This window comes from Pseudaquabacterium inlustre (genome assembly GCF_038066595.1).
GTDB classification, from domain to species: Bacteria; Pseudomonadota; Gammaproteobacteria; order Burkholderiales; family Burkholderiaceae_C; genus Pseudaquabacterium; species Pseudaquabacterium inlustre.
The window spans coordinates 328,554-342,125 of the sequence record NZ_JBBUTH010000007.1 but is presented as its reverse complement, the minus strand read 5'-3'; the positions used below and the strand labels follow the sequence as shown (position 1 = coordinate 342,125).

Here is a 13,572-nt window from a genome sequence, read left to right as displayed (position 1 = left end):
TCGGCCTGCACCGGCCGCGGCGCGTGAAACAGAGTGCGAAGCGTGGGCTTTTTCGCCCCCGCAGGCGCTGGCGGGGCGTCAAGACGCCATCAGGCCGGCATCAGGCGGCGGGCCACCTCGGCGGCCACCGCCTCGACGCCGCTTTGCAGCGCCTTGCGCGCCTGCTCGACCTGGCCCAGCAGCGCCTGCACGTTGTCGAATCGCTCGGGCATGTCCACCACCTCCAGGTGCGTGGCACGCGGGTCCAGCCCACGGAAGCCGGCGGTGAACACCGCGTCCAGCAGCGGCTTGCTGCCGGCGCCGGTCTGCGCGGGAATGACCTTCACGCCGACCATCAGGGCCGGCGCGTAGGCCGCCAGGCCGTGCAGCGCCACGAAGCGGCCCATCACGTTGGCCAGCAGCAGCGCATCGGCCTGCGGCGCCTTGCGGCGCATCTGGGCCATCAGCTTGTCTTCGCTGTCGGCAGCTTCCACCGGCACCAGCAGGGTCTTCACCTCGGCCTCGGACAGTTCGTCGGCCAGGGCCTGCACGAAGTGCTCGTGCAACTGGGTCTTGTCGGGGTCGAGCGCGGCGGTGAGCTTCTCGCTCTTCAGGTACTCGTCGGTCTCGGTGACGGCGCGTGTCAGCACCCGGCCGACGATGCCGCGCGCCAGCGGCGGCGCCGCGGCGATGACGACCTCGTACTCCTCGACGAAGGGTGGGTCGGCCACCGCCAGGCGGCGAAACGGCGCGCTGCGCGCGGCGAGGGACACACCCGGCAGGGCGAGTGCCGCACCACCCGCCAGGCCGCTGGACAGCAGGCGGCGTCGATCGAACGTCATGCCGCGATGCTAGCGGCTCCGCGGTGTGGCGGTGTGGTGGCCTGGCTCAGCTGTTGCCTTGCGACAGCAGGTCCTCTCCCGTGCCGGGCACCAGCGAGGGCCGGCCGACGATCAGCGGATCGACCGCGCCGATGGTGCCCAGGTCGCGCCGCGCGAAGGGCATGCGGTGCAGCACGTAGCGCATGGCGTTCAGGCGTGCGCGCTTCTTGCAATCGCTCTTGATCACGGTCCACGGCGCATCGCTGGTGTCGCAGTGCAGGAACATGGCCTCCTTGGCGCGTGTGTAGTCGTCCCACTTGTCCAGGCTGGCCAGGTCCACCGGGCTCAGCTTCCACTGCTTGAGCGGGTGCAGCTTGCGCTCCTTGAAGCGGCGGCGCTGCTCGTCCCGGCTGACCGAGAACCAGAACTTGAACAGGTGTATGCCGCTGCGCACCAGCTGGCGCTCGAACTCGGGGCACTGGCGCAGGAACTCGTCGTACTCGCGCTCGCTGCAAAAGCCCATCACCCGCTCGACGCCGGCGCGGTTGTACCAGCTGCGGTCGAACATCACGATCTCGCCGGCCGTGGGCAGGTGCTGGATGTAGCGCTGGAAGTACCACTGGCCGCGCTCCACCTCGCTGGGCTTTTCCAGCGCCACCACGCGCGCACCGCGCGGGTTCAGGTGCTCCATGAAGCGCTTGATCGTGCCGCCCTTGCCGGCCGCGTCGCGCCCCTCGAACAGGATGACCACGCGCGCGCCGGTCTCCTTCACCCAGGCCTGCAGCTTCAGCAGTTCCACCTGGAGGCGGTATTTCTGGCGCTCGTAGGTGCGGCGGCTCAGCAGGTTCTTGTACGGGTAGCCGCCTTCGCGCCAGCCGGGGGCCAGCGCGGTGTCGGCATCGGGCGTGGGTGCCGTGGTGGCCGTGTGCTGGGCCAGCAGGCGGCGCAAGGCCTTCAGGTCGTCGGGCGAGGCGCCGGCCAGCAGCGGGCTCACGTTGTCCAGCAGCGGCGGCTGGCCAGCGCCCAGGCCGGCCTGGGCGGCATCGGCGGCCAGGGCGTCCTCGAGGGCCAGGCTCTGCACCGTCTGGGCCCGGGTGAGGGCGCGGGCCACGCGGTGGCGCTCCAGTGCCGCCGGCGCCATCGAGGGCGGCGTGTCGCCGGCCTGCACGGCGCGCGCCCGGCGGGCGGCGGGCTTGGCCGAGGCCGATGCCGCGGACTGGCGCGGCGCGGCCTTGCGGGCGGCGGGGCTGGGCGAGGTGGGGGCGGTGTCCTTGGCCATGGCGGTCTCGTGTGTCAGGCGGATGAAAACAAGCATGGTGTGCCTGCGCAGGGCACCGGTCTTTGACACGCATCAAGCGCGGCCGGCCCTTCGCGGCGGCTTTGCGGCCCATGCGAGACTGCGGCCCATGTCCGCTTTTCACCGTGGCGACCTGCCTGCCGCACCAGCCGTTGATCGACCCGCCGACGCGCCCAACCGCCGCCTGCGCCCGCTGGCCGAGTTGCCGTCCGAGCGCCTGCGCAGCGTGCGCGGCGTGCTGACCGACATCGACGACACGCTCACCGCCGACGGCGCCATCGCGCCTGCTGCCTTGCACGCGCTGGGTGACTTGGCCGCCGCCGGCGTGCCGGTGATCGCCATCACCGGCCGCCCGGCCGGCTGGAGCGAGCCGATGGCGCGCGCCTGGCCGGTGGCCGCCATCGTGGCCGAGAACGGCGGCGTGATGCTGCGCCGTGACGCCGCAGCGCCCGACGGCCTGCGCCGCGACTACACGGTGGACGAGGCCACCCGCGCCGCGCGCTTCGCACGCCTGCAGGCCTGTGCGGCCGAGGTGCTGGCGCGCGTGCCCGGCGCCACGCTGGCGCAGGACAGCCCGGGCCGCTTGACCGACATCGCCATCGACCACAGCGAGTTCGCCCACCTCGACGCGGCGCAGATCGACGCCGTGTGCGCCGTGATGCGCGCGCATGGCCTGACCGCCACGGTGAGTTCGATCCACGTCAACGGCTGGATCGGCGAGCACAGCAAGTGGACAGCCGCCGCCTGGGCCGTGAGCGAGGTGCTGGGCCAGGCCTTCGGGCCGGCTGAGCAGGCCGACTGGCTGTACGTGGGCGATTCCACCAACGACCAGCTGATGTTCGAGCGCCTGCCGCTGAGCGTGGGCGTGGCCAACATCGCGCGCTTCGTGCCGCAGCTGGCGCACCTGCCAGCCTGGGTCACGCAGGCCGAGCGCGGCGAGGGCTTTGCCGAGCTGGCGGCGCGGGTGCTGGCGGTCAGGTGATTGGGGCACCCGGCCCGCTGGAGCACCCGCCCCGCTCAATCCACCATCACGGCGCCATCGCGCAGCTGCGCGATCTCGGCCCGCGGTGGCGCGCCGAACAGGCGCCGGTACTCGCGGCTGAACTGCGAGGCGCTTTCATAGCCCACGCGGTGAGCGGCCGCGGCGGCATCCAGGCCCTCGGCCAGCATCAGCCGGCGCGCCTGGTGCAGGCGCAGCTGCTTCTGGTACTGCAGCGGCGACATGGCCGTCACCTGCTTGAAGCGCAGGTGCAGGCTGGACGGGCTCATGTGCGCGGCGGCCGCCAGTTCGTCGATGCGCACCGGCTGGTCGAAGCGGCGCTCCAGCAGGCCGATGGCACGCGCAATGCGCTGGCCGTGGCCATCGGCCAGCGCCAGCTGCCGCAGCGGGCCACCCAGCTCGCCCACCAGCACGCGGTACAGGATCTCGCGCATGGCCAGCGGCGCCAGCACACGCAGGTGCTCGGGCGTGTCCAGCAGGTGCAGCAGGCGCAGCACCGCGTCCAGCAGGGGCGGTGACACGCGGGCCACGTTCAGGCCGCAGGTGGCACTGCTGGCGGGGGCGGCGCTGGCGCTCGCCGCGGCGGGCGTGGTGCCGGCCGGCCCCAGCTCCAGCAGCAGCGCGCTCAGCGCCTGGGTGTCCAGGCCGAGACGCAGGCAGAGGTAGGGCGCCTCGGGCGAGGCCTCGGTGATCTGGCCGGCGGGCAGCATCTTCACCGACACCACCAGGCAGTGCAGCGGGTCGTAGCGCAGCACCTGCTGGCCCAGCAGCGCCTGCTTGCGACCTTGCAGCACCACCACCAGGCCGGGCTCGTACACCGTGGGCAGCGGCTGGGCCGGCGCGCTGGCGCGGATCAGCATCAGCCCCGGCACCGCGGTGGCATGGTGGCCGTCCACTGGCGCATGCCGCAGCGCTAGTTGCACGGCCTGGCTGAGTCGGGCGGCCCATTCGGGTGGCAGGGGATCGAGGCTGGAGGATCGTGTCGGCAGCATGGCCGGCGGATTGTGGTGGCTGCCAGGGCATCGCGGGCCGCTCGGGGGCTGGCCAGAGGCCGGGTCTGGAGGATCGGGCAAACATCGGCGAGCTTCGCGCTGGCCGGCGGACCGGTGGCTGCCTACGCTGGCGGCCTGCTCGATCCATCGCTGTTTCCGGAGTTCTCACGATGACGCACGCCACCCCGTCCTTTCCCCGCCGCCGCCTGGGCGCCGATGGCCCCGAGGTCTCCGCCCTGGGCCTGGGCTGCATGGGCATGTCCGACTTCTACGGCCCGGCCGACGACGCGCAATCGCTGACCGTGCTGAACCATGCACTCGACATCGGCATCAACTTCCTCGACACCGCCGACATGTACGGCGTGGGCGCCAACGAGCGCCTGCTGTCGCGTCTGCTGGCCACGCGGCGCAGCGAGCTGGTGCTGGCCACCAAGTTCGGCAATGTGCGCGCGGCCGACGGCGCCCTGCTGCGCATCGACGGCAGCCCGGCCTATGTGAAGCAGGCCTGCGACGCCAGCCTGCAGCGCCTGGGCGTGGACCACATCGACCTGTACTACCAGCACCGCGTGGACAAGACCGTGCCCATCGAGGACACGGTGGGCGCCATGGCCGATCTGGTGCAGGCCGGCAAGGTGCGCTTCCTGGGCCTGTCGGAAGCCGGCCCCGAGACGCTGCGCCGCGCCGCCGCCGTGCACCCGATCGCCGCGCTGCAGACCGAGTACTCGCTGTGGACGCGCGACGTCGAGGCCGCCATCCTGCCCACCTGCCGTGCGCTCGGCATCGCGCTGGTGCCCTACAGCCCGCTGGGCCGCGGCTTTCTCACCGGCGCCATCCGCAGCACCGATGCGCTGGCCGCCAACGACTGGCGCCGCGCCAACCCGCGCTTCCAGGGCGACAACCTGGCCCACAACCTGGCGCTGGCCGATGCCGTCAGCCGCCTGGCCCTGGCTCACGGCATGAGCCCGGCGCAACTGGCCCTGGCCTGGCTGCTGGCCCAGGGCGACGACATCGTGCCCATCCCCGGCACGCGGCGCATCGAGCGGCTGGACGAGAACGCCAGCGCCGCCCGCACGCCGCTGAACCCCGCGCTGCGCGCGGCCGTGGATGCGCTGCTGGCCGTGCAGCCGGTGGCGGGCACACGTTACCCGGCGGCAGCGATGGCCAACGTGGGCGTCTGACGGGCGCTCAGCCCAGTCCCAGGAAGGTGCCCATGCGCTGCAGTTCCTCGTCCAGCGCCGCGCGGTAGGCTGCCTCGCGCGGCGGCTTGCCGGCCACATAGCCCAGCTCGGGCTGCAGCCGGCCCGCCTTCACCGACAGGTTGCCCCAGCCGATGACCTGGTCGCGCCACAGCAGCGGCAGCGCGTAGTAGCCGCGCACACGCTGGGGCGCCGGCGTGTAGGCCTCGAAGCGGTAGGCCCAGCCCCAGAACCTCTCGAAGCGGCGGCGGTCCCACACGATGGGATCGAACGGGGCCAGCAGGCGCACCGTGTCGGCGGTGGCGGTGCGGGCGTGGCGCAGGCTGCGCGGGTTCTCGCCGGCCGGCCAGTACCAGTCCACGCCGTCCACGCGGGCGCTGGGCAGCCGCGCGCGGGTGCGGGCCAGCGCGGCGGCGCGCTCGCCCGCCCATTGCGGGGCGCCGCCGCGCAGGTGGCTGACCAGTTCGGACAGCGAGCGTTGCGGCAGCGGCGCGTACTTGGCCACGATCACGTCGATCAGCGCGTCCATGGCCGCAGCGGCATCGGTCGCAGGCTCGTGCACATCGCGTGCCGCATACAGGCGCACGCCGCCCTCGCGCCGCGCGATGCGCAGCAGGCCGCGGTAGTGCATGCCGTCCAGCAGCTGGGTGCTGGCATTGCTGCTGCCGCCGAACCAGTTCTTCGTCTTGCCGTGGGCGAACTGCGCATCCACCTCGCGCGGGTGCACCACGCCGCGGTCCTTCACGAAGGCCAGCACCTCATGCGCCTGCTGCCAGCGCGTCTTGGGCCACACCGTGCGCGGCGTGCGCGGGTGCATCAGCGCCGCCGTGGCGCGCGGCAAAAAGCCGTAGTTGACGAAGAAGTCTTCCTCGATGCCCAGCCGGGCGTAGCGCGCTTCCAGATCGCCGGCGCGGTAGCCCTGGACGCGGTGGCGCAGCGTCAGATCCTGCGCCCGCGCCGGGGCGCGGATCGGATCGGCCTGCACGAAGCCCAGGCGCGCGATGGCCTTCGGCAGCGTGGTGGGCGTGAACAGCGTGCGCGCCACGGCGTGGTGGCGCAGGTGGTCCAGCGTGAGCGGTGCGGCGGGCATGGCAGCAAGCGTAACCGGGCGTCGGCCGGCCGCTGGCGAGGCGGCGACAATGCGCCATTCACCCCCACCTTCTGCGCCCCGCCATGACGAAGCCGATCGGAACCCCGCTGTCCCCCAACGCCACCCGCGTGATGCTGCTGGGCAGCGGCGAGCTGGGCAAGGAGGTGCTGATCGCGCTGCAGCGCCTGGGTGTGGAGACGATCGCGGTCGACCGCTACCAGAACGCGCCCGGCCAGCAGGTGGCGCACCACGCGCGCACCATCACGATGAGCGATGCGGCGCAACTGCGTGCGCTGATCGAGGCCGAGAAGCCCGACCTGGTGGTGCCCGAGATCGAGGCCATCGCCACGCCCGAGCTGCAGGCGCTGGAGGCCGAAGGCAAGGTGCGCGTGATCCCCACGGCCCGCGCCGCGCGCCTGACGATGGACCGCGAAGGCATCCGCCGCCTGGCCGCCGAGACATTGGGCCTGCCCACCAGCCCGTACCAGTTCTGCGACTCGCTGGCCGAACTGCAGGCGGCCATCGACGGGGGCATCGGCTACCCCTGCATTGTCAAGCCGGTGATGAGCAGCAGCGGCAAAGGCCAGAGCAAGATCGACGGCCCCGCCGATGTGCAGAAGGCCTGGGACTACGCCATGGCCGGCGGCCGGGTCAGCCACGGGCGCATCATCGTCGAGGGCTTCATCGATTTCGACTACGAGATCACCCAGCTGACCGTGCGCGCCTTGGGGCCTGACGGTCAGGTGCAGACCCACTTCTGCGACCCGATCGGCCATGTGCAGGTCAGCGGCGACTATGTGGAAAGCTGGCAGCCGCACCCGATGACGGCCACCGCGCTGCAGCGCTCGCGCGAGATCGCCAAGGCCATCACCGACGACCTGGGCGTGGGCCTGGACGGACAGCCCTCCGGGCTGGGCCTGTTCGGCGTCGAGCTGTTCGTCAAGGGCGACATGGTGTGGTTCAGCGAGGTGAGCCCGCGCCCGCATGACACCGGCATGGTGACCATGATCACGCAGTGGCAGAACGAGTTCGAACTGCACGCCCGCGCCATCCTGGGCCTGCCGGTCGACGCCACGCTGAAGAGCCCCGGCGCCAGCGCCGTGATCTATGGCGGCGTCGAGGCGCAGGGCATCGTGTTCGACGGCGTGGCCGAGGCGATGCGGGTGCCCAACAGCGAGATCCGCCTGTTCGGCAAGCCCGAGAGCTTCACCAAGCGCCGCATGGGCGTGGCCCTGGTGCACGATGCCGATGTGGAGCGCGCACGCACCCAGGCCAAACTGGCTGCGTCGAAGGTCAAACCCCGCCAGGCCTGAAGCAACCCGCGTCACCCCCGCGACCCGCCGGGCCGCTGCGGCGCCTTCACAATCGGCGGCCATGCCTGCCGCCATCCACACCCGCGCCAGCGATCCGTTCGACGGCCTCACCGTGCTGGAGCGCGGCTGGCTGTCGTCGAACAACCTGCTGATCCACCCGGCGCGCGGCGAGGCCGGGGCGCTGCTGGTCGACGCCAGCCACGCCAACCACGCCGCGCAGACGCTGGCGCTGGTGCGCCAGGCGCTGGCGGCTGCGGGTGAGGCGCCGCTGGCCGGCATCGTCAACACCCACCTGCACTCCGACCATTGCGGCGGCAATGCCACGCTGCAGGCGGCTTTCGGCGCGCCGCTGCGCATCCCGCCCGGCCAGGCCGAGACGGTGCGCGCCTGGTTCGACAGCCGTCCGCCGGTGGGAGCCGATGGCGTGGGCCGCAGCTGGGACGGCACCGGCCAGCGCCTGATGCCCTTCTGCCACGATGGCGTGCTGACCCCTGGCGAGCCGCTGGTGGCCGGCGGGCGCGAATGGCAGGTGCTGCCCGCGCCGGGCCATGACCCCGACTCGGTGATGCTGTTCGACGCCGCGAGCGGTGTGCTCGTCTCGGCCGACGCGCTGTGGGAGCACGGATTCGGCGTGGTGTTTCCCGAGATCGAGGGCGAGCCCGGGTTCGACGACGTGGGCGCGGTGCTCGACCAGATCGCCGCGCTGCCGGTCAGGTGGGTGCTGCCGGGCCACGGCGCACCCTTCAGTGACGTGGCCGGTGCGCTGGGGCGGGCGCGCTCGCGGCTGGCCGGCTTCCAGGCCGATCCGTCGCGCCATGCCCGGCATGCGATGAAGGTGCTGTTGAAGTACCACCTGATGGAAGAACGCAGCCAGCCGGTCGAGGCCCTGCTCGACTGGGCCGAGGACACCCCGCTGCTGCGCGGCGCCTGGGCGCTGAACCCGCCGCGCGGCGTGCCCAGTGCCCGCGCTTGGCTGCGCGCGCTGCTGGAGGAACTGGCTGCGGCCGGCGCGCTGCGCGCCGACGGTGACACCGTGCACGACTGCTGACACGGCGCAGGCCCGCGGGCGGCGGATCAACCCGCATCCGGGCTCCAGTTCGGCGGCCGGATGCCGAAGACAAGGGCTGGTCGGGTGGCGCCCAGGCGCCGCCGTTTCGTTCCTCACGCACGCACGCCGTGCCCGCCTCCATGTCCGACAACACCCCGTCGCTGGCCGCCAAGGTGCTGCTGTTGGAGCACGATCCCTCGCACTACCGCGCATTGCTGGAGTTCTGCGACGGCATGGGGCTGATGCCGCTGCCCTGCACGCCGGCCGAAGCCCAGTCGACGCTGGCCATGCACAAGGACCTGGCCGGCGTGCTGCTGGCCGAAGATCTGCCCTGCGAGAGCGGCGATGCGCTCGCGCTGGCGCGCAGCATCCACGCGTTGCGCGCCGAGCTGCCGATCTTCCTGCGCCGCACCGGCAGCGCGCCGCTGTCCGACGCCGATGCCCAGGCGGTTCGCTACCCCTGGCCGACCGGCGAACTGGCGATGCTGCGCCAGCTGGTGCAGGGCAGCCTGTTCCGCCTGCATTACCCGCATGAACTGGTGCAGGGCGTGCTGGACCTGACGCGCGAGGCGCTGGCCGGCATGTTCCCCGGCGCCGAGGTCAGCCACGAGCCGCCGTACGCGGTGCACGACCGCATCATCTTCGGCCAGGTGTCGACGCTGATCCCGATCGAGAGCACCTGGTGCCGTGGTTACATGATGCTGCAGACCGAGGAGGCCGCCCTGCGCCAGGCGGTGATCCAGGGCCTGGGCATGGAAGGGGCCAGCACGGACCTGAGCTTCCGGGCCATGAACCAGCTGCTGGCCGAGACCACCAACCTGGTGTGGGGGGCGTTCAAGAACCGCTACATCCCGCCCGAGGCCTTTGCCAGCGAGCAGATCCAGGTGCCGATCGTCATCAACCACGAGCAGAAGTACATCTCCTTCGGCTCGAGCGACCCGCAGCTGTGCGTGCGCTGGCGCCTCAGCGATCCGCGCCGCGCCGGCATGCCGGCACTGACCATCGTGCAGCGCCTGATCTTCAACCTGCTGTGGTCGCCCGAGGGCTACGCCAGCTATGCCGCGAGCGCGGTGCCGCCGCAGGCCTCGGGCGCGCTGGAATTCTTCTGACCCGCCGTGGTCGACCGCCACATCGCCACCCCTGCCGCGCCGCCCCTGATCCTCGCGCGAGAAAAACCTGCCCATGGCCCATGTCCTGATCGTCGATGACTCCAGCGTCTCGCGCGACTTCGTCGCCGGCTACCTCAGCCGCAACGGTTTCGAGGTGGCCACGGCCAGCGATGGACGGGAGGGCTTGGCGCAGTTGCGCGACGACCCGTCGATCCGCCTGGTGGTCAGCGACGTGAACATGCCCAACATGGACGGCATCACCATGGCCGAGAAGATGCGCCAGGAGCTGTGCAACAAGCAGGTGCGCATCGTGATGCTGACCACCGAGAACAACACCAAGCTGCGCGAGCGCGGCAAGGCCGTGGGCGTGAACGGCTGGATCGTCAAGCCCTTCCGCGGCGAGCAGGTGCTGGGCTCGTTCCGCATGATCTGCGGGCTGAACTGAGGCGGGCTTCAAGCCCTCGGCCATGAAAAAGGGCGGCCTTGCGGCCGTCCTTGGCGTTTGTGGCCCGGCGCGCGCGGCGCCGGAGCCAACCGGACTTACTTCAGGCCGGCGGCGGCACGCAGCGCCTGGGCCTTGTCGGTGCGCTCCCAGGTGAACTCGGGCTCGTCGCGGCCGAAGTGGCCGTAGGCGGCGGTCTTCTGGTAGATCGGGCGCAGCAGGTCCAGCATCTGGATGATGCCCTTGGGGCGCAGGTCGAAGTGGGCCTCCACCAGCTTGGCGATCTCGTTGTCGGGGATCACGCCGGTGCCCTCGGTGTACACCGTGATGTTCATCGGCTTGGCCACGCCGATGGCATAGGCCACCTGCACCTGGCACTGCTTGGCCAGGCCCGCGGCCACCACGTTCTTGGCCACGTAGCGGGCGGCATAGGCGGCCGAGCGGTCTACCTTGGACGGGTCCTTGCCCGAGAACGCGCCACCGCCGTGCGGGCAGGCGCCGCCGTAGGTGTCGACGATGATCTTGCGGCCGGTCAGGCCGCAGTCGCCCTGCGGGCCGCCGATGACGAAGCGGCCGGTCGGGTTGACCAGGTAGCGCGTGTCCTTCAGCCACTCGGCCGGCAGCACCGGCTTGATGATTTCCTCGATCACGGCCTCGATGAAGCTGGCCTTCATCGTGGTCTGGGTCTCGCTCTGGTCGGGGCTGTGCTGCGTGGACAGCACCACGGTGTCGATGCTGTGCGGCTTGCCGTCCACGTAGCGCATCGTCACCTGGCTCTTGGCGTCGGGGCGCAGGAAGGGCAGGCGGCCGTCCTTGCGCAGCTGGGCCTGGCGCTCGACCAGGCGGTGCGCGTAGTGGATCGGCGCCGGCATCAGGCTGGGCGTCTCGTCGCAGGCGTAGCCGAACATCAGGCCCTGGTCACCGGCGCCGGTGTTCAGGTGGTCGTCCGAGGCGTGGTCGACGCCCTGGGCGATGTCGTTGCTCTGCTTGTCGTAGGCCACCAGCACCGCGCAGCCCTTGTAGTCGATGCCGTACTCGGTGTTGTCGTAGCCGATGCGCTTGATCGTGTCGCGCGCGACCTGGATGTAATCCACGTGCGCGTTGGTGGTGATCTCGCCGGCCAGGACCACCAGACCGGTGTTGGTCAGGGTCTCGGCGGCCACGCGGCTGCGCGGGTCTTGCGCGAAGATCGCGTCGAGGATCGCGTCGGAGATCTGGTCGGCCACCTTGTCGGGATGGCCCTCGGAGACGGATTCCGAGGTGAAGAGGAAGTCGTTCGCCATTCAATACACTCCTGAGCTGTTGAAAAACGCGTCGCCGTTTCAACGTCTGGAGGCGGCGAACGCTTTAGCGGTATTTGGCGCACTGCCAGGGCTCAGGCCCCGGCCGCACGGCGTGGACTTGCACCACGCTTCGCCCCGCAAGTTGTCCTTTAACTCGGCGATCCGCCCATTATAAGAACCATGTTGTCGCTGATGCGCTGGTTAGCGCGGCGTTCCCTGAGCAATTTGCAGCGTCTGGGTGCCCTGTTGGGTTGGCTGGCCTACGCCTTGTCGGCCGTGTACCGGCAGCGCCTGGCGGCCCATGTGGCCCAGGCGGGCTTCGATGCGGCCGTGTGCCGCCAGGCCGTGGCCGAGGCCGGCCGCATGGTGGCCGAGCTGCCCTGGCTGTGGCTGCGGCCGGTGGACCGGCCGCTGGGGCCGCTGGTGCAGTGGCAGGGGGCCGAGCGCATCGAGCAGGCGCTGGACGCCGGCCGCGGCCTGGTGTTGCTGACGCCGCACCTGGGCAGCTTCGAGGTCTGTGCCCAGGCCATCGCCGAGCGCTGGGGCCAGCGCACGCGGCTCACCGCCATGTACCGCCCGGCGCGGCAGGACTGGCTGCGCACGCTGCAGGAGACCGCCCGCGCCCGCCCCGGCCTGGCCACCGCGCCGGCCGCGCTGGCCGGCGTGCGGCAGATGATCCGCGCCTTGCGCCGTGGCGAGTGCGTGGGCGTGCTGCCCGACCAGGTGCCGCCCGAGGGCATGGGCGTGTGGGCGCCGTTCTTCGGCCGGCCGGCCTACACCATGACGCTGGCGGCCCGCCTGGTGCAGCAGACCGGGGCCGCCTGGCTGCTGATCTGGGCCGAGCGCCTGCCGGCCGGTGCGGGCTGGGTGCTGCGGGTCAGCGAGCCGGCCGCGCCCCTGCCCGCCTCGGCGGCCGATGACGAGGCCCTGCAACTGGCCTGCGCCAGTGTGCTGAACGACGAGATGGCCCGCCTGATCGCCCAGCAGCCCGGCCAGTACCTGTGGGGCTACCACCGCTACAAGCAGCCGCGCCGCGTGCACGCGGCCACCGGCGAGGAGACCGGAGCTTGAGCGCCGGTCGATCGGCTTCGCCGCTGGCCCAATTCGGCGCGCGCGCCGTGCTGGCGCTGCTGTGGCTGCTGCACCTGCTGCCGCTGGGCCTGCAGGCGGCGCTCGGCCGCGGGCTGGGTCGGCTGCTGTACGCACTGGCCGGCTCGCGTCGCCGGGTGGCGCTGCGCAACCTGCAGCTGTGCTTTCCCGATCTGGACGGTGCCGCGCGCGAGCGCCTGGCGCGCGAGCACTTCCAGTGGCTGGCGCGCAGCCTGCTGGAGCGCGGCCTGCTGTGGTACGCCTCGCACGATCGGCTGCGCCGCCTGATCCACGTGGAGGGCGAGGTCGACTGGGCCGACCGCCACCCCGACCGCGCGGTGATGTGGCTGGTGCCGCACTTCGTGGCGCTGGACGTGGCCGGCGCCAGCACCCAGTTGTTCCAGCGCCGCCAGGTGGCGTCGATCTACCAGTCGCAGAGCAACCCGGTGTTCGACGCTGCGATGCGCCGCGGCCGCCTGCGCTTCGGCCAGGGCCAGGTGTTCTCACGTGGCGAGCGTGCATTGCCGCTGATCCGTGCGGTGCGCCAGGGCCATGTGTTCTTCAACCTGCCCGACATGGATTTCGGCGAGCGCGACGCGGGCTTCGTGCCGTTCTTCGGTGTGAGCGCTGCCACGCTGCTGGCGCCAGCGCGCATGGCGCGCAGCCTGAACATGGTGGTGCAGCCGGTGGTGGCCGAGCTGCTGCCCGGTGGCCAGGGCTACCGCGTGCGCTTCCTGCCGCCGTGGGAGGACTTCGCGGGCGACGATGACCTGGCCGCCGCGCGCCGCATGAACGCCTGGATCGAGGACGAAGTTCGCCGCCTGCCGGCACAGTACCTGTGGGTGCACCGCCGGTTCAAGACGCGGCCACCCGGCGAAGCCGACCGGTACGGCCGGGACCGCGGCGGATAATC

At 71.7% G+C, this 13,572-nt stretch carries 13 protein-coding genes; 8 read left to right on the top strand and 5 right to left on the bottom strand.

Annotated features, from left to right (window positions below; all coding sequences use genetic code 11):
- Positions 1–89: 89 nt before the first annotated feature.
- Both AACH10_RS13080 and ppk2 read right to left on the bottom strand, forming a co-directional pair.
- Positions 90–821 carry a hypothetical protein gene (locus tag AACH10_RS13080; RefSeq protein WP_341410869.1) on the bottom strand — a complete coding sequence of 244 codons (732 nt, stop codon included), beginning with the start codon at positions 819–821 and terminating at the stop codon, positions 90–92.
- Between the two features lie 46 nt (positions 822–867).
- The gene (ppk2, locus tag AACH10_RS13075) at positions 868–2,079 is read right to left on the bottom strand and encodes a polyphosphate kinase 2 (protein ID WP_341410868.1); all 1,212 of its coding nucleotides are present in this window, start codon (positions 2,077–2,079) and stop codon (positions 868–870) included.
- A 202-nt stretch (positions 2,080–2,281) separates the two neighbouring features.
- Between ppk2 and AACH10_RS13070 the strand changes: the two genes are divergently transcribed.
- The gene (locus AACH10_RS13070; RefSeq protein WP_423228607.1) at positions 2,282–3,079 is read left to right on the top strand and encodes an HAD-IIB family hydrolase; all 798 of its coding nucleotides are present in this window, start codon (positions 2,282–2,284) and stop codon (positions 3,077–3,079) included.
- A 35-nt stretch (positions 3,080–3,114) separates the two neighbouring features.
- Here the strand turns inward: AACH10_RS13070 and AACH10_RS13065 are convergent, their stop codons facing one another.
- Entirely contained in the window at positions 3,115–4,089 is a 975-nt protein-coding gene (locus AACH10_RS13065) for an AraC family transcriptional regulator (protein WP_341410866.1), read from the bottom strand.
- Positions 4,090–4,259: 170 nt separating this feature from the next.
- Here AACH10_RS13065 and AACH10_RS13060 point away from each other — a divergent pair, with 170 nt between their 5' ends.
- Positions 4,260–5,267: an aldo/keto reductase gene (locus tag AACH10_RS13060; protein WP_341410865.1), complete on the top strand. Its 1,008-nt coding sequence runs from the start codon at positions 4,260–4,262 to the stop codon at positions 5,265–5,267.
- A gap of 7 nt (positions 5,268–5,274) precedes the next feature.
- Here AACH10_RS13060 and AACH10_RS13055 read toward each other — a convergent pair whose 3' ends face one another.
- The gene (locus tag AACH10_RS13055; RefSeq protein ID WP_341410864.1) at positions 5,275–6,375 is read right to left on the bottom strand and encodes a DNA glycosylase AlkZ-like family protein; all 1,101 of its coding nucleotides are present in this window, start codon (positions 6,373–6,375) and stop codon (positions 5,275–5,277) included.
- Positions 6,376–6,458: 83 nt separating this feature from the next.
- Between AACH10_RS13055 and purT the strand changes: the two genes are divergently transcribed.
- The 4 genes from purT to AACH10_RS13035 all read left to right on the top strand — a co-directional run bounded on the left by purT (position 6,459) and on the right by AACH10_RS13035 (position 10,290).
- Complete coding sequence (purT, locus tag AACH10_RS13050) at positions 6,459–7,688, top strand: formate-dependent phosphoribosylglycinamide formyltransferase (protein ID WP_341410863.1); 1,230 nt, start codon at positions 6,459–6,461, stop codon at positions 7,686–7,688.
- 61 nt (positions 7,689–7,749) lie between these two features.
- Complete coding sequence (locus AACH10_RS13045; protein ID WP_341410862.1) at positions 7,750–8,736, top strand: MBL fold metallo-hydrolase; 987 nt, start codon at positions 7,750–7,752, stop codon at positions 8,734–8,736.
- 140 nt (positions 8,737–8,876) lie between these two features.
- Positions 8,877–9,845 (top strand): chemotaxis protein CheX, encoded by a 969-nt coding sequence (locus AACH10_RS13040; protein WP_341410861.1) that lies wholly within the window; start codon positions 8,877–8,879, stop codon positions 9,843–9,845.
- A gap of 73 nt (positions 9,846–9,918) precedes the next feature.
- Positions 9,919–10,290: a response regulator gene (locus AACH10_RS13035; protein ID WP_341410860.1), complete on the top strand. Its 372-nt coding sequence runs from the start codon at positions 9,919–9,921 to the stop codon at positions 10,288–10,290.
- Between the two features lie 95 nt (positions 10,291–10,385).
- Here the strand turns inward: AACH10_RS13035 and metK are convergent, their stop codons facing one another.
- A complete protein-coding gene (metK, locus tag AACH10_RS13030; protein ID WP_341410859.1) occupies positions 10,386–11,570 on the bottom strand; it encodes a methionine adenosyltransferase in 1,185 nt (394 codons plus the stop codon).
- A gap of 180 nt (positions 11,571–11,750) precedes the next feature.
- Here metK and AACH10_RS13025 point away from each other — a divergent pair, with 180 nt between their 5' ends.
- Both AACH10_RS13025 and AACH10_RS13020 read left to right on the top strand, forming a co-directional pair.
- The gene (locus AACH10_RS13025) at positions 11,751–12,641 is read left to right on the top strand and encodes a lysophospholipid acyltransferase family protein (RefSeq protein WP_341410858.1); all 891 of its coding nucleotides are present in this window, start codon (positions 11,751–11,753) and stop codon (positions 12,639–12,641) included.
- Positions 12,638–13,570 carry an LpxL/LpxP family acyltransferase gene (locus tag AACH10_RS13020; RefSeq protein ID WP_341410857.1) on the top strand — a complete coding sequence of 311 codons (933 nt, stop codon included), beginning with the start codon at positions 12,638–12,640 and terminating at the stop codon, positions 13,568–13,570. The genes AACH10_RS13025 and AACH10_RS13020 overlap by 4 nt, the downstream gene beginning before the upstream one ends.
- Positions 13,571–13,572: the final 2 nt, after the last annotated feature.

What these genes read in the sequence shown, in the direction of transcription:
- AACH10_RS13055 (WP_341410864.1), bottom strand. Translation starts at nt 6,375, where the DNA reads ATGCCCGCCGCACCGCTCACGCTGGACCACCTGCGCCACCACGCCGTG.
- AACH10_RS13035 (WP_341410860.1), top strand. Translation starts at nt 9,919, where the DNA reads ATGGCCCATGTCCTGATCGTCGATGACTCCAGCGTCTCGCGCGACTTC.
- metK (WP_341410859.1), bottom strand. Translation starts at nt 11,570, where the DNA reads ATGGCGAACGACTTCCTCTTCACCTCGGAATCCGTCTCCGAGGGCCAT.
- AACH10_RS13040 (WP_341410861.1), top strand. Translation starts at nt 8,877, where the DNA reads ATGTCCGACAACACCCCGTCGCTGGCCGCCAAGGTGCTGCTGTTGGAG.
- AACH10_RS13065 (WP_341410866.1), bottom strand. Translation starts at nt 4,089, where the DNA reads ATGCTGCCGACACGATCCTCCAGCCTCGATCCCCTGCCACCCGAATGG.
- AACH10_RS13080 (WP_341410869.1), bottom strand. Translation starts at nt 821, where the DNA reads ATGACGTTCGATCGACGCCGCCTGCTGTCCAGCGGCCTGGCGGGTGGT.
- AACH10_RS13025 (WP_341410858.1), top strand. Translation starts at nt 11,751, where the DNA reads ATGTTGTCGCTGATGCGCTGGTTAGCGCGGCGTTCCCTGAGCAATTTG.
- purT (WP_341410863.1), top strand. Translation starts at nt 6,459, where the DNA reads ATGACGAAGCCGATCGGAACCCCGCTGTCCCCCAACGCCACCCGCGTG.
- AACH10_RS13045 (WP_341410862.1), top strand. Translation starts at nt 7,750, where the DNA reads ATGCCTGCCGCCATCCACACCCGCGCCAGCGATCCGTTCGACGGCCTC.
- ppk2 (WP_341410868.1), bottom strand. Translation starts at nt 2,079, where the DNA reads ATGGCCAAGGACACCGCCCCCACCTCGCCCAGCCCCGCCGCCCGCAAG.
- AACH10_RS13060 (WP_341410865.1), top strand. Translation starts at nt 4,260, where the DNA reads ATGACGCACGCCACCCCGTCCTTTCCCCGCCGCCGCCTGGGCGCCGAT.